12 protein-coding genes and 2 pseudogenes are annotated in these 13,432 nt (G+C 72.0%); 5 read left to right on the plus strand and 9 right to left on the minus strand.

Annotated elements, in window-relative coordinates; genetic code table 11:
- Positions 1-3: 3 nt before the first annotated feature.
- From AB0I16_RS21235 to AB0I16_RS21245, 3 genes are read right to left on the minus strand one after another with little or no spacing between them, the layout of a single operon-like run.
- Entirely contained in the window at positions 4-681 is a 678-nt protein-coding gene (locus AB0I16_RS21235; RefSeq protein ID WP_363251005.1) for an LUD domain-containing protein, read from the minus strand.
- Complete coding sequence (locus AB0I16_RS21240) at positions 678-2,210, minus strand: LutB/LldF family L-lactate oxidation iron-sulfur protein (RefSeq protein ID WP_363251006.1); 1,533 nt, start codon at positions 2,208-2,210, stop codon at positions 678-680. Before AB0I16_RS21240 ends, AB0I16_RS21235 begins: the two co-directional genes overlap by 4 nt.
- Positions 2,207-2,968 carry a (Fe-S)-binding protein gene (locus tag AB0I16_RS21245; protein WP_363251007.1) on the minus strand — a complete coding sequence of 254 codons (762 nt, stop codon included), beginning with the start codon at positions 2,966-2,968 and terminating at the stop codon, positions 2,207-2,209. The genes AB0I16_RS21240 and AB0I16_RS21245 overlap by 4 nt, the downstream gene beginning before the upstream one ends.
- A gap of 220 nt (positions 2,969-3,188) precedes the next feature.
- Here AB0I16_RS21245 and AB0I16_RS21250 point away from each other — a divergent pair, with 220 nt between their 5' ends.
- Positions 3,189-4,490 carry an alpha/beta fold hydrolase gene (locus tag AB0I16_RS21250; RefSeq protein WP_363251008.1) on the plus strand — a complete coding sequence of 434 codons (1,302 nt, stop codon included), beginning with the start codon at positions 3,189-3,191 and terminating at the stop codon, positions 4,488-4,490.
- 139 nt (positions 4,491-4,629) lie between these two features.
- On the opposite strand, the pseudogene AB0I16_RS21255 reads toward AB0I16_RS21250, so the two are convergent.
- The 5 genes and pseudogenes from AB0I16_RS21255 to AB0I16_RS21275 form a co-directional block, all read right to left on the minus strand.
- Positions 4,630-4,777 (minus strand): annotated as a pseudogene (locus AB0I16_RS21255) (transposase); the annotation flags it as partial.
- A gap of 208 nt (positions 4,778-4,985) precedes the next feature.
- Positions 4,986-5,339 (minus strand): hypothetical protein, encoded by a 354-nt coding sequence (locus tag AB0I16_RS21260; RefSeq protein ID WP_363251009.1) that lies wholly within the window; start codon positions 5,337-5,339, stop codon positions 4,986-4,988.
- A gap of 153 nt (positions 5,340-5,492) precedes the next feature.
- Positions 5,493-5,870, minus strand: a complete 378-nt coding sequence (locus tag AB0I16_RS21265) for a hypothetical protein (protein WP_363251010.1) — start codon at positions 5,868-5,870, stop codon at positions 5,493-5,495.
- Positions 5,871-6,114: 244 nt separating this feature from the next.
- Positions 6,115-6,654 (minus strand): hypothetical protein, encoded by a 540-nt coding sequence (locus AB0I16_RS21270; protein WP_363251011.1) that lies wholly within the window; start codon positions 6,652-6,654, stop codon positions 6,115-6,117.
- Between the two features lie 136 nt (positions 6,655-6,790).
- Complete coding sequence (locus AB0I16_RS21275; protein WP_363251012.1) at positions 6,791-7,201, minus strand: peptidoglycan-binding domain-containing protein; 411 nt, start codon at positions 7,199-7,201, stop codon at positions 6,791-6,793.
- A gap of 145 nt (positions 7,202-7,346) precedes the next feature.
- On the opposite strand from AB0I16_RS21275, the gene AB0I16_RS21280 reads away from it, so the two are divergent.
- The 3 genes and pseudogenes from AB0I16_RS21280 to AB0I16_RS21290 all read left to right on the plus strand — a co-directional run bounded on the left by AB0I16_RS21280 (position 7,347) and on the right by AB0I16_RS21290 (position 11,599).
- Positions 7,347-10,235: a BTAD domain-containing putative transcriptional regulator gene (locus AB0I16_RS21280; protein ID WP_363251013.1), complete on the plus strand. Its 2,889-nt coding sequence runs from the start codon at positions 7,347-7,349 to the stop codon at positions 10,233-10,235.
- Between the two features lie 138 nt (positions 10,236-10,373).
- Positions 10,374-10,822: pseudogene (locus AB0I16_RS21285) on the plus strand (hypothetical protein).
- A 9-nt stretch (positions 10,823-10,831) separates the two neighbouring features.
- The gene (locus tag AB0I16_RS21290; protein WP_363251014.1) at positions 10,832-11,599 is read left to right on the plus strand and encodes a PIG-L deacetylase family protein; all 768 of its coding nucleotides are present in this window, start codon (positions 10,832-10,834) and stop codon (positions 11,597-11,599) included.
- 10 nt (positions 11,600-11,609) lie between these two features.
- Here AB0I16_RS21290 and AB0I16_RS21295 read toward each other — a convergent pair whose 3' ends face one another.
- Positions 11,610-12,686 carry an NAD(P)/FAD-dependent oxidoreductase gene (locus AB0I16_RS21295; protein ID WP_363251015.1) on the minus strand — a complete coding sequence of 359 codons (1,077 nt, stop codon included), beginning with the start codon at positions 12,684-12,686 and terminating at the stop codon, positions 11,610-11,612.
- 91 nt (positions 12,687-12,777) lie between these two features.
- On the opposite strand from AB0I16_RS21295, the gene AB0I16_RS21300 reads away from it, so the two are divergent.
- Positions 12,778-13,413: an XRE family transcriptional regulator gene (locus AB0I16_RS21300; protein WP_363251016.1), complete on the plus strand. Its 636-nt coding sequence runs from the start codon at positions 12,778-12,780 to the stop codon at positions 13,411-13,413.
- Positions 13,414-13,432: the final 19 nt, after the last annotated feature.

Genomic DNA, 13,432 nt, shown 5'->3' on the forward strand with positions numbered 1-13,432 from the left:
CGGTCACCCGCCGCTCATCAGCACCACCTCCAGGGTGCGCGGCCCGTGCACTCCCTCGACCCGGTCCAACTCGATGTCACTGGTCGCGGACGGCCCCGAGATCCAGGTCAGCGGGCGCACCGGATCGAGCCGTGCGAGGGCCGCGGGCACGGACGGCACGACCTGGTCGGGCACCCGCACGACACAGATGTGGTGGTCCGGGACCAGGGTGATGCGGCGGCGGCCCTGGTCCGCCGAGCCGTCGAGGACGAGCGTGCCGGTCTCGGCGACGGCGACCGCGCAGCCGGTGACGACGCTGTCCACCCGGTCCAGTTCGTACGGGGTGCTCGCGGCGCGGTCCCGGACCCGCGTCGCGTCGGCGGCCCCGAGCCAGTGCGGCGGCAGCCCCGGAGGCACCAGCACGGTTTCCGCGCCGCGCGCCGCGAGCAGCCGCATGAGCAGCTCCGGCAGCTCCCCGGCCGTGCAGCGGTGCACGACCGCCCGGTAGTCCGCGAGGTTCTCCGCGAGCAGGTCGACGGCCTCCTCCGGCGTGCGTGCGCCGTGCTCGCGCGCGTACCGCCGGTCCACCGCCGCCTCGTACGCGCTGCCGGCCCCGGCCGCCCCCTCCGCCGCGTCCGGCACGTCCGGCACGTCCGCGAGGGCCCTGCGCACCCGGCCCAGGATCACGTCCCTGCTGCTCACTTCCCGCTCACCCCCGTCCCGCCGCCGCCCTGCGCCGTGCCGCCCCGCGTCCGCTCCCACCAGTCACGGAACGGCTCCACGGGGACCTTCGGCAGATCCCGGGTCGCACTCCACGCCCGGCCGGGGCCCGGCAGCGCACGGGGATGGAACCGCCGGGTGCGCGACGCCAGGCGCTGGCCCGTGCGGAGCACTCCTGGGCGGGCGAGGGCGAGCCCCGCCGCGCGCATCGCCGCCCGCTCCGCCGCGTGCCCCTTGGCGGGTTTCAGCGTCACCTTCACGCCCCGCCGGGTGACCTCGCCGCCCTGCACCACCCGCTCCCGCAGGTGCACCAGGACCTCGGGGATGTCGATGGCCACCGGACACACCTCGTAGCAGGCGCCGCACAGCGAGGACGCGTACGGCAGGGAGGCGTCGACCGCGCTCCCCGTGCCCCGGAGCTGCGGGCTGAGGATCGCGCCGATCGGCCCCGGATACACCGAGCCGTACGCGTGCCCGCCCGCCCGCTCGTACACCGGGCAGACGTTGAGACACGCCGAGCAGCGGATGCAGCGCAGGGCCTGGCGGCCCACCTCGTCGGCGAGGGTGTCGGTGCGGCCGTTGTCGAGCAGGACCAGGTGGAAGGCGCGGGGGCCGTCCGCCGTCCCGGCGTCGGACGTGCCCGTCCACATGGACGTGTATGGGTTCATCCGCTCGGCCGTCGAGGAGCGGGGGAGGGTCTGGAGGAACACCTCCAGGTCGCGCCAGGTCGGCACCACCTTCTCGATGCCCACCACGGAGATCAGCGTCTCGGGCAGCGTGAGGCACATGCGGCCGTTGCCCTCCGACTCCACGACGACCAGGGTGCCGGTCTCCGCGACCATGAAGTTCGCCCCGGAGACACCGACCTTGGCCCGCAGGAACTTCTCGCGCAGATGCAGCCGCGCCGCCTCGGCCAGCTCGGCCGGGCTGTCGGTGATCCCGTCGGGTGCGGGGCGGCCCCACGCGCCCATCTCCTCGCGGAAGATGTCGCGGATCTCGCCGCGGTTGCGGTGGATGGCGGGGACGAGGATGTGCGAGGGCCGGTCCCTGCCGAGCTGCACGATCAGCTCGGCGAGGTCGGTCTCGTAGGCGTGGATGCCCTCGGCCTCCAGAGCTTCGTTGAGGCCGATCTCCTGGGTGGCCATGGACTTGACCTTGACGACCTCCGTCTCACCGGTGGCCCTGACCAGCTCCGTGACGATGCGGTTCGCCTCCGCGGCGTCGGCCGCCCAGTGCACGGTGCCGCCGGCCCGGACGACCGACTCCTCCAGCTGCACCAGATACCGGTCGAGGTGGCGCAGCGTCTCGTCCTTGATGCGCTTGCCCGCCTCCCGCAGCTCCGCCCAGTCGTCCAGCTCGGCGACGGCGCGGGCGCGCTTGTCACGGATGGTGCGGGTGGCGTGCCGGAGGTTGGCCCGCAGCGTGGTGTTCCGCACCGCCTCGTGCGCGGCCCGCGGGAACGGCGGGAACGATGGGAACGCGGGCATGCCGACGAATGTGCCCTCGCTCATGACAGCGGCTCCTCTTCCGTGCTCGCCAGGATCTCCGCCAGGTGGACCGGGCGCACGGCCGTGCGCAACCGGGTCATCGTGCCGCCGATGTGCATCAGGCAGGAGTTGTCCGCCGCGCAGAGCACTTCGGCTCCGGTCGACTCGGCTTGCCGCACCTTGTCCGCGCCCATGGCCGCCGAGACATCGGAGTTCTTCACGGCGAAGGTCCCGCCGAAGCCGCAGCACTCATCGGCGCCGGGCAGCTCCACGAGTTCCAGCCCCTTCACCGCCCGCAGCAGCCGCAGGGGCCGCTCGCCGAGGCCGAGGGAGCGCAGGCCGTGACAGGTGGGGTGGTAGGTGACCTTGTGCGGGTAGTACGCGCCGACGTCGGTGACCCCGAGGACGTCCACCAGGAACTCGGTCAGCTCATACGTCTTGGGGACCACCGGCGCCAGGGTCCGCGCGAGGCCGTCACCGCGGCCCTCGGCCCGCGCCCGCTCGCCCATGCGCGGATACAGCTCGCGCACCATCGCCCCGCACGAACCGGACGGCGTCACGATCGCGTCGTAGGCGCCGGTCCCGAAGACATCGGAGAAGTGCCGGGCCAGCGGCTCCGCCCGGTGGCGGTAACCGGTGTTGTAGTGCGCCTGCCCGCAGCAGGTCTGCGCCGCAGGGAAGTCGACGTCGACGCCCAGTCCGGTCAGCAGTTTCACCACGGCTCGGCCCGTATCCGGATAGAGCGTGTCGTTGACGCACGTCAGGAACAGGGCGACACGCATCGCTGGTTCCTCCTCGTCGATCATCGGATGGACGCAGCGTACGCGGGCACCGGGCGCCACGGGAGGCGTGGACGCGCGCCGCGCCGGGGCCGTGCCGCCGCCCAAGCGCCGCCCGGCGGCCCGGCGTCGAGGGGGGTGTGCTGGACTGGGGCGGCAGATCCGCAGCGCCGTGACGCCGCCGCAGGCCGCCGTCACCCGCCCCACCCGCTCAGGAGCAGTTGTGACCGTCACCTACCGCCAGCCGGGAGTCGTCCTCACCGACCGCCGCTTCGACGTGCCGCTCGACCACGACGATCCGGCGGGGGAGCGGATCGAGATCTTCGCGCGCGAGGTCGTCCCCACGGCCCCCGGCGGCGACGGCCTGCCCTGGCTCGTCTACCTCCAGGGCGGCCCCGGCTTCGGCGCCACCCGCTTCCACGGCAAGGAGTCCTGGCTCGGCCGCGCCCTGGAGGACTTCCGGGTCCTCCTCATCGACCAGCGCGGCACCGGCAGCTCCACGCCCGCCAACCGCCAGACGCTCCCGCTGCGCGGCGGCCCGGCCGAGCAGGCCGACTACCTCGCGCACTTCCGCGCCGACTCCATCGTCCGGGACTGCGAGGCGATCCGCCCCGAGGTGACGGGCGGCGCCCCCTGGACCGTCCTCGGGCAGAGCTTCGGCGGTTTCTGCGCCACGCACTACCTCTCGGCGGCCCCCGAGGGCCTCTCGGCCGCACTGATCACCGGCGGCCTGCCCACGCTCGACGGCCACGCGGACGACGTCTACCGCGCCGCCTACCCGCGCATGGCCCGCAAGACGGCCGCGCACTACGCCCGCTACCCGCAGGACGTGGAGCGCGCCCGCCGCATCGCCGCCCACCTCGCCGAGCACGAGCCGGTCCTGAACGGCGGCTACCGGCTCACCGTCGAGGCCTTCCAGTCCCTCGGCATCCTGCTCGGCATGAGCGACGGCAGCGACCGCCTGCACTACCTCATCGAGGACGCCTTCGTGCGCACGCCCTCGGGCACGGTGCTCTCCGACGCGTTCCAGGAGAACGTGCGGGCCGCCCTCTCGTACGCGGGCAACCCGCTCTTCGCCGTCCTGCACGAGCCGATCTACGGACAGGGCGCACGGCCCACCGCCTGGTCCGCCGAGCGGATGCGCGCCGAGTTCCCCGAGTTCGACGCGGAGAAGACCCTCGCGGGCGACGAGCCCCTGCGGTTCACCGGAGAGGCCGTGCAGCGCTGGATGTTCGACGTCGACCCCGCGCTCCGCCCGCTGCGCGAGACCGCCGACCTGCTCGCCGGACGCACCGACTGGCCGCGCCTGTACGACGTCGAGCGGCTCGCCGCGAACGAGGTCCCGGCCGCCGCGGCGGTCTACTTCGACGACATGTACGTCGACACGGAGCACTCGCTGCGCACCGCAGAGGCGATCCGGGGCCTGCGCGCCTGGGTCACCAACGAGTTCGAGCACGACGGGCTGCGGGTCGGCGGCCCGAAGGTCCTCGACCGGCTGATCGCGATGGTCCGCGGGGAGGCGTGACGGGCACGAGCCGGGCCGTTGTCCGCCCCCCCCACGTACCCGGCCCCGGCGGCGGCGTGCCCTGGCCGGGCCCGCGGCGAGGTATGCGCAGTGTCTCAAGCAGCGGCACGAGCATGCGGCTGTCACCCCGCAGGCCCGGCCAGGGCACCCCCGTGCGGGCCCGAAACAGCACGCCGTTGACCACCGTGCGGTGAACGGACCACTGCCCACCCGGCCGACCGTTGACCGGCAGCAACACCTCGATCATCTGCCACTGCGGCGTCAATCAGTTCATGTCGCCGCACCAAGCCCGACACCTGCCCGGCCCCGAACCTGATCCACCCCACCATCCAAGAGCCATCAGAAATGGCTGAGTGGCGAGGTGGGCCGCGGCAGGGAAGTCGGCTGCGTCGCCGATGGTGACCAGCAGGGTGGCTGCTGGTCGGCGCCCCAGCTCCGGCCCCCGGCCGGAGGCACGATCACGCGGCCCTTGGGAGAGTGCGGCTCCGCCGGCCGTCAGCAGTGGACGCGACTGCCGCCATCGGGGAGGTACTTGTTCCAGATCCATCCGATGTAGGGATCCGATATGTGCGTCCACTTGTTGCCGTACCGGTTCGTCGTGTAGCAGTCGTAGGTCACTGTTGTTCCCGCGGGGACGCTCGGGCCGGGGCAGTCGCCGTACGGGCCGTATGAATGCAGCGGGGTCTTCTGCGGGAGACGGACTTCTTTCCCGTCGACGCGGGATATGTCCTCAGCCTCGCAGTAATAGGCACTGGAGAGGGCGGAGGGAGTGGGGTCGGCGTGAGCTGGTACCACGAGGAAAGAGGACGATGCACAAAGGATGGCCGCAGCGGTTGCGATACGCCTCATGGATTTTCCTTCCAGAGCTGGTTGATGCCTGAGGTGAATTCCGTGCTTACGAGGGGTTGTTCGCGCCTCCGCCCTCCGCGGCGGCGGTGGGGCATGACCGGCCAAGAGACCGTATGCCGCTGAGCACCGCTTGCGCGGCGAAGGGATTGGATTTCAGCATCCCGCGGTCACGTTCCCGCAGTAGATCCACCCGCGGGTGAACCCGCTGTCCACGTAGTACCACAGGTTCCCGAATTCGTTATAGGCGTTGTGGCTCCACAGCAGTTTGTCCCCGGGGGACGTGCGGTAGTACCAGTCGCAGCTTTCCTTGTAGCACTCTCTGATCAGCCCGCCCCGCGACGTGGTGGTGTGCCAGGTTGTCGCCCCTGCCGCCCCCGCCGCCCCGGAGTTCGCGGTGCCTGCCGCAGGGGTCCCGGTGGCGGACGTCGGCGTGGCGGGTGCCGCCGGGGCGGGAGTGGTGGACATGGCGGTCAGCGCGCCTACGAGGGCCACGCTGGTCGTCACAGCGGTGAACACTGCCCGGAAGGCCATGATCTCTCCTGAAGTGTGCACGGTGCGTCGGTTGTGGTGCCCGGGAGGGTGGCACGTTGCCGGTCCCTCCCCGGCGGTGACGAGCGCCCCTTCGTCAGGTCCGGGCGTCAGCCCGACACCATCCGGCGCCGGTGGGAACCGCGTGCGTCGGCCGCCGGGACCGCGCTGGGGGGCCGGTGCAAGAGCCCGGGGAGGTCCGTTAGCACCCTCGCTGGACAGCGCCGGGCTACACAGCAGCCGGATGTCACCACTGACAGTGCACGTGCGTGGAGTGGCCGGCGTCCCCCGGGCCGAGTACCAGCACCGCCCCATACGTCTTGCAGGCCCTCATGAACTTCTTGGCCTTGGTGTAGCCCGACCCGCCGGGGCTGACCCTCGAGCCGTTGACGGTGCCGACGTCGAAAGCCCTGCCCGAGTAGTGTTTCGAGCCGACCGAGTGACTGCCGCCCGCGACCTCGGTGACCTTGAAGGTGAACCGTTTCGAGGTCCTCAGCTTGAGCATCGAGTTCAGCATCGTCTTGTTGAGCGCGACCGACCCGCCGGGGGCGTTCCCGTAATTGCTGCGCTTGGCCTTCTTCCCCCTGGCGGTGTCCTGGATGTTCTTCTTGGCGGTGGCGCCGTCGTTCACCCCGCTCTCGTGCGCGGTGGCCAGGGTGATGCCCTGGGTCCGCAGGACCGACTTCGCGATGTCGGCTTTGCCGGCCGCGTGCGCGGACGTGGCCGGCGCGAGGACGATAAACGAGGTGGCCAGGGCGGCCGAGGCCAGAAACTGTCTGCTCTTCATGGGACGGGTTTTCCTTTCACGAACTGTGATCGAACGAACCGTGCTGTGCCGCGGCGGGCTCGTGCGCGCGCCGGTATGCCGCTGGGACGGTCCTGGGCGGTGGCCCCTCGCCTGACGGGTAGGGGGAGTTGACCGGTCAGGCAGGGCACGCGCTGCGCAGCGCCGCCCAGGTGCGGACGCCGACGATCCCGTCGACCGCCACCAGGGGATTGCACTCGGACCGGTACATGGCCTGGAAGCTGCGCACCGCGGAGCGGGTGCTCGAGCCGAAGACCCCGTCCACGCCGCTCGATGGGAGGTACCCGGCGGAGTACAGGAGGCACTGCACCTCCTTGACCCTGGCTCCGGTGTTTCCGTAACTGGTCGTAGCCGTGCCGGTGTACCAGTAGCCCTGATAGGGGCAGGTGCTCGCCGCGGCCGCAGTGCCCGGGGCACCGGCCGTTCCTTCGGCATGGACGGCCTGCACGGCCTGGGCCGGACCGGTCAAAGCGCCCAGCGCCAACAGAGTGCCCGACGCCGAGACGGCGGCGGCATGACGAAGCCTCATGGTTGCTCCTTGTGTCGGTGGTCGTTGGTGGCGTCCTCCACGCAGGCAACGATGGAGAGCCGGTCCTGTAAGAGTCTGGAAGGAACCTTGAACAGCGGGCTTCCCACCGGCTACACAGTGGGACAACAGGCAACGGGGGGACGAAGTGCCGGTCGAGTTCAGGCTGCTCGGTGAAGTGGAGATGCGTGTCGGCGGCCGCCCGGTCGATGTCGGCCATGCCCGTCAGCGATGCGTACTGGCGGTGCTGCTTGCGGGAGACGGCAACAACCTGACGGCCGAGCAGATCCTGGACCGGGCCTGGAGCAGCCCGCCCGGTGGAGGCCGTCACACGCTGTACAGCTACATATCCCGGCTGCGACAGCTACTGGCACCCGTCGACGGTGCCGACCTCGTACGCCGACACGGCGGATACACCTTGCAGGTTGATCCGATGTCGGTGGATCTGCACCGGTTCCAGCACTGGCTCGCTGAGGCCGGGACGGCTCCTGAGGACACCGATGCCCGGTGGCTGCTGGAACAAGCCCTGCAGTTGTGGGGCGACCAGGACGCCTTCGCCCATCTCGACACGCCCTGGCTGAACACCTTTCGTGAAGGCCTGGCACGGGAGCGGTACGCCGCTGAACTGGACCTGGCCGACCTCAAGCTCCGTGCCGGCCTGCACGCCGAACTCATACCCCTGCTGTCCCGGCGGGCCGCACAGCATCCGCTCGACGAGCGGCTGCGCGGCCAGCTGATGCTCGCCCTGTACCGCAGTGGCCGCACCGCCCATGCCCTGGAGCACTACCAGAGGCTGCGCTCCCATCTCGCCGAAGAGCTGGGCGTCGATCCCGGTCCCGGCCTGAGCGCACTGCACCAGCAGGTGCTGGTCGCCGACCCGGCGCTGACCTCCGCCCCGGCGGAAACAGCCGCTGCCTCGCAGCCGTCCGGTGCGTTACGCGTGGCGCCGCCGGAGCGCACGCCGGCGCCGCAGCCGGGCGTCATACCGCGCCAACTGCCCGCCCCGCCGGCCCGGTTCACCGGCCGTACCGGTGAACTCGCTGTCCTCGGCGCGGCGCTCGAGGAGGCCGCGGCCACCGGAGAAACGGTGGGCATCGCAGCGATCAGCGGGAGTGGAGGGATCGGCAAAACCTGGCTGGCGCTGGACTGGGCATACCGGAATCTGGACCGCTTCCCCGAGGGGCAGCTCTTTGTCAATATGCGCGGGTTCGATCCCGTTGAACAGCCCGCCTCGCCGTACACCGCCCTGCGCGGCTTCCTCGATGCCCTGGGTGTGCCGTCCTCGGCCGTACCGGCCGACAAGGAGGCGCAAGTGGCGCTCTACCGCAGCGTGGTGGCCGGCCGCCGGCTGCTGATCGTATTGGACAACGTCCGCGACGCCGCGCAGGCCGAACCTCTGCTGCCCGGCAGCCCCTCGTGCACCGCGCTGGTGACCAGCAGGCACCGGCTCACCGGTCTGGTCACCGCCCATGGGGCGCGGCCCGTCCCCGTGGACGTGCTGGGCGAGGCGGAGGCACGCCAGTTGCTGGACCGGCACCTTGGGCCCGCCAGGCCGGCCGCCGAACCGCAGGCGGTGGCCGACTTGCTCGCGCACTGCTCGGGGCTGCCGCTTGCCTTGGGCATCCTCGCCGCCCGCGCCGTCCTCGAGCCCCGGATGCGGCTCGCCGACCTGGCTGACGAAGTACGCCACAGCACTGACGGACTCGATGTCCTGGACACCGGCGAGCTGCGCACCAGCCTGCGTGCGGTATTCGCCTCCTCCCACCAGGCGCTGTCCGCCCGGACCGCCGAGGCGTTCGGGTTGCTCGGGCTCGCCCCCGGCCCGGACATCGGGCTGGCCGGCGCCGCCGCCCTGACCGCTTGGCCCGCACCCGACGCGCGTACCGCCCTGCGCGAGCTGGAAGCCATGTCACTGATTCACCAGCACATGCCCGGCAGGTGGCGCATGCATGACCTGGTGCGGCTCTACGCGGCCCAGCAGGCGCGGCACAAGCTGCCGCGAGAAGTCCGGCACGCGGCACTACAGCGGCTGACCGGCTTCCTGCTGCACACCTCCCATGCCGCCGAGCGCCTCCTCGCCCCCCACCGGCCACCGGTGGACATCGGCGCCCCGGCCGCCGGCTGCTGTCCCCTGCCCCTTGCCGACCAGGACGCGGCACTGCGGTGGTTCACCGCCGAACACCCGTGTCTGCTCGCGGTGCAGCGCCTCGCTCTCGAATCGGGCTGGACGGACTTCGTGTGGCAGTTGGCCTGGAGCATGGACACCTATCACTACCGACGCGGTGACCTGCTCCAGCAGTTGGCCTGCTGGCGGTGCGGACTGGCCGCAGCCCGCCACGCGGACGACCCGGTAGCCCAGTCCCTGGCCCACCGCGTCCTCGGTCACGCGTGTGCGCGTACGGGGCGCCAGGACGACGCGCTCGACCACCTGAGGCAGGCCCTCGCCCTCGCTGAGCGGGCCGGTGATCCGTCCGCCGAGGCCCACACCCACCAAGCACTCGCCGTGGCTTGGGGCCAGCAGGGCGATGACCGCCGCGCCCTGCACCATGCGGAGAACGCCCTGCGTGGCTACCAGACGCTGAAGGACCCGGTTCGCGAGGCCGACTCGCGCAACGACATGGGCTGGTACGCGGCCCGTCTCGGCCAGTATGCCGAAGCCCGGGAGCACTGCGAGGCCGCGCTGGCGCTCTTCCGCCACCACCAGCACCGCGACGGACAGGCCAACACCCTCGACAGCCTCGGCTACCTCGCCCAGCGCACAGGACGGCACCGAAAGGCACTGGAGCACTATCAGCAAGCACTGACCCTGCTGCAGGAGATAGGCAACACCTACGACGAGGCCGACACCTTGGACCACCTCGGTGACGTCCACACCTCGCTCCACGACCCCTGGCGGGCTTCTGCCGCCTGGCGGCAGGCGCTGCGCCTGTACGAGGCCCAGGACCGACAGGACGACGCGGACCGCATCCGGCGCCGACTGGCCGCGCAGGCCGAAGAACAGCCCGGAGCGACCGTCGGACCGGTGCACGACAGCTGAGCCAAAAGCTCCGGTACCGCTACGGCGGGCTTGAGGTCATTTCTGATGGCTCTTGGATGGTGGGGTGGATCAGGTTCGGGGCCGGGCAGGTGTCGGGCTTGGTGCGGCGACATGAACTGATTGACGCCGCAGTGGCAGATGATCGAGGTGTTGCTGCCGGTCAACGGTCGGCCGGGTGGGCAGTGGTCTGTTCACCGCACGGTGGTCAACGGCGTGCTGTTTCGGGCCCGCACGGGGGTGCCCTGGCCGGGGCTGCGGGGTGACAGCCGCATGCTCGTGCCGGTGCTTGAGACACTGCGCATACCTCGCCGTGGGCCCGGCCAGGGCACGCCGCCGGGCCGGGTGCGTGGGGACAAGGCCTACTCCGGTCGTGCCAGTCGCGCCTGTCTGCGCCGGCGGGGCATCAAGGCGACCATCGCCCAGCCGGACAGTCAGTGGGCCCACCGTCGCAGCCGCGGCCGGGCCGGCGGCCGTCCGCCAGCCTTTGACACGACAAACGCGACTACGTCTACAACGGCACCCTCTCCATCACAGCGCTCGTCATCTGGCTCCGCGACACCGCCCAAGAGCCACCAGAAACGCCCTAGGCTGTCGGCATGACGGAGTCACAGACCGCGGCGGAGGCCGCAGTGCCCGCGCAGCTCGCCCGGATGCCCGAGGACTGGCGCCGGGCGCTGGCCGTCGTCGCCCACCCCGACGACCTGGAGTACGGCTGCGCCGCCGCGATCGCCGGCTGGACGGACGCCGGCCGCGAGGTGGCGTACGTCCTCGCGAGCCGCGGCGAAGCGGGCATCGACACGCTCGACCCGGCGGCCTGCGCGCCGCTGCGCGAGCGGGAGCAGCGCGCGAGCGCGGCCGTGGTCGGCGTCGAGACGGTGGAGTTCCTCGACCACAGGGACGGCGTGATCGAGTACGGCACGGCGCTGCGCAGGGACATCGCCGCCGCCATCCGCAGACACCGGCCCGAGCTGGTCATCACCCTCAACCACCGCGACACCTGGGGCGGCGTCGCCTGGAACACCCCCGACCACGTGGCGGTGGGCCGGGCCACGCTCGACGCCGCGGCGGACGCGGGCAACCGCTGGATCTTCCCCGAGCTGATCGAGGAGCAGGGACTCGAACCCTGGGACGGGGTGCGCTGGGTCGCCGTCGCGGGTACGTCGACGCCCACGCACGCGGTGGACGCCACGGCCGGGCTCGACCGGTCCGTGGCCTCCCTCCTCGAACACCGCACGTACATCGAGGCGTTGACGGACGAGGAACCCGAGGAGTACTGCCGTACGTTCCTCATGGGCAGCGCCCGGGCGCTCGCGCCGCGCTTCGGCGGCCGGCCCGCGGTGGCCTTCGAGGTCTTCGCCCGCTGAGCGGATCTTCTCAAAGGGGAAGCGGGCTCGCGCCGGCGGCGAGTCCGTGCGCCCCGGCGCCCGCCAGGGACCGGGCCACCGCCGCCTCGCCCTCGGGGGAGAAGACGCCCGCCCTGCGGCGGGCCGCCGCCGCGTCGACGTCGGCCATGACCAGCTCGGCGTTGATCATGACGCCGGCCCGGTAGCCGGCGCTCGCCGCGTTGACGACCTGCTCCATGGCCGACGCCGCGTTGCCCACCGCCCAGACGCCGGGGACGCTGGTCCTGCCCGTCTCGTCGAGCGCGGGGTACGGGCCGAACGGGGTGTCCCTCGTCTCCGCGCCGAGCGCGTCGAGGAGCCCGGAGCGCGGTACCGGCTTCGCGGCGACGAAGAGCACCGAGCGGGGGACGACCCGCCCGTCGGCGAGCCGCACGCCGGTGAGGCGGTCGTCCTCGACCACCGGCCCCGCGACCTCGCCCTCGACCACCGAGACACCCGCGGCCGCGAGCCGCTCCCACTCCGCGTCCGGCAGCTCCCGCACCTTGTCGAGGAAGAGGGTCACGTCCTTGGACCACTGGGTGACGAGGAGCGCCTGGTGGCTGTTGAACGGCTCGGCGGCGAGTACGCCGAAGGCCTCGTCCCGCACCTCGTAGCCGTGGCAGTACGGGCAGTGCAGCACGTCGCGCCCCCAGCGCTCGGCCAGGCCCGGCACGTCCGGCAGTCCGTCCACGAGCCCGGTGGCGAGAACCACCCGCCGCGCGTGCGCGCTCCCGCCCCCGGCGAGGGCGATCACGAACTCCCCGCGGCCGTCCGGGGTCACCGCGCTCACCCGGTCCCGCACGGCTTCGACCCCGTACCGCTGGATCTCCTTGCGCCCCTCGGCGAGGAAGTCGGCGGGCGGCATCCCGTCACGTGACAGGTAGCCCTGCATATGGGCGGCGGGCGCGTTGCGCGGTTCGCCCGCGTCGACGACGAGCACCCGGCGGCGGGAGCGGCCGAGCACGAGCGCCGCGCTCAGGCCCGCCGCGCCCCCGCCGACGACCACGACGTCGTACTCCTGGTTGTCCCGCCGGTCGCGTTCCGCATGGTTCGTCATGCTGTGGGTCATGGTGACCACCTCCACGGAGACCATCGCTCCCGTACTGCGGAATCGACAAGCTCCTTTGCCGTTCCGGCAAGAGGTGCGCCATGATGGCGGTATGAGTGAGAACGCGGAACGCGCCACGGGGCAGCCGGCGGTCGGGTCGGAGGAGGTGGACGAGGTCCTCACCGAGGTGGGCCCGCGCCTGCGCCGCATCCGCAAGGAGCGCGGCGCCACCCTCGCCGGGCTCTCGGAGGCCACCGGCATCTCGGTCAGCACCCTGTCCCGCCTGGAGTCGGGCCACCGCAGGCCCAGCCTCGAACTGCTGCTGCCCATCGCCCGCGCCCATCAGGTCCCCCTGGACGAGCTGGTGGGCGCCCCGCCCGTGGGCGACCCCCGCGTGCGGGCCAAGCCGATCGTCCGGCACGGCCGCACGATGCTGCCGCTCACCCGCCAGCCCGGCGGACTCCAGGCGTACAAGGTGATCGAGCCCGCGCGCACCACGCCCGCCCCCGAGCCGCAGACCCACGAGGGCTACGAATGGCTCTACGTCCTCTCCGGAAGGCTCCGGCTGATCCTCGGCGACCACGACGTGCTGCTCGGCCCCGGTGAGGCCGCGGAGTTCGACACGCGGGTCCCGCACTGGTTCGGGGCGACGAGTGAAGGGGGAGCGGAGTTCCTGAGCCTGTTCGGGCCGCAGGGCGAGCGCATGCACGTACGGGCGCGGCCCTCACGGAACGAGAAGGGGCACTGACGGTTCCCCTGGCGGCAAG

The sequence above is a fragment of the Streptomyces sp. NPDC050703 genome (genome assembly GCF_040654435.1).
GTDB lineage: Bacteria > Actinomycetota > Actinomycetes > Streptomycetales > Streptomycetaceae > Streptomyces.

What these genes read in the sequence shown, in the direction of transcription:
- AB0I16_RS21245 (WP_363251007.1), bottom strand. Translation starts at nt 2,968, where the DNA reads ATGCGTGTCGCCCTGTTCCTGACGTGCGTCAACGACACGCTCTATCCG.
- AB0I16_RS21265 (WP_363251010.1), bottom strand. Translation starts at nt 5,870, where the DNA reads ATGGCCTTCCGGGCAGTGTTCACCGCTGTGACGACCAGCGTGGCCCTC.
- AB0I16_RS21270 (WP_363251011.1), bottom strand. Translation starts at nt 6,654, where the DNA reads ATGAAGAGCAGACAGTTTCTGGCCTCGGCCGCCCTGGCCACCTCGTTT.
- AB0I16_RS21240 (WP_363251006.1), bottom strand. Translation starts at nt 2,210, where the DNA reads ATGAGCGAGGGCACATTCGTCGGCATGCCCGCGTTCCCATCGTTCCCG.
- AB0I16_RS21275 (WP_363251012.1), bottom strand. Translation starts at nt 7,201, where the DNA reads ATGAGGCTTCGTCATGCCGCCGCCGTCTCGGCGTCGGGCACTCTGTTG.
- AB0I16_RS21290 (WP_363251014.1), top strand. Translation starts at nt 10,832, where the DNA reads ATGACGGAGTCACAGACCGCGGCGGAGGCCGCAGTGCCCGCGCAGCTC.
- AB0I16_RS21295 (WP_363251015.1), bottom strand. Translation starts at nt 12,686, where the DNA reads ATGACCCACAGCATGACGAACCATGCGGAACGCGACCGGCGGGACAAC.
- AB0I16_RS21260 (WP_363251009.1), bottom strand. Translation starts at nt 5,339, where the DNA reads ATGAGGCGTATCGCAACCGCTGCGGCCATCCTTTGTGCATCGTCCTCT.
- AB0I16_RS21300 (WP_363251016.1), top strand. Translation starts at nt 12,778, where the DNA reads ATGAGTGAGAACGCGGAACGCGCCACGGGGCAGCCGGCGGTCGGGTCG.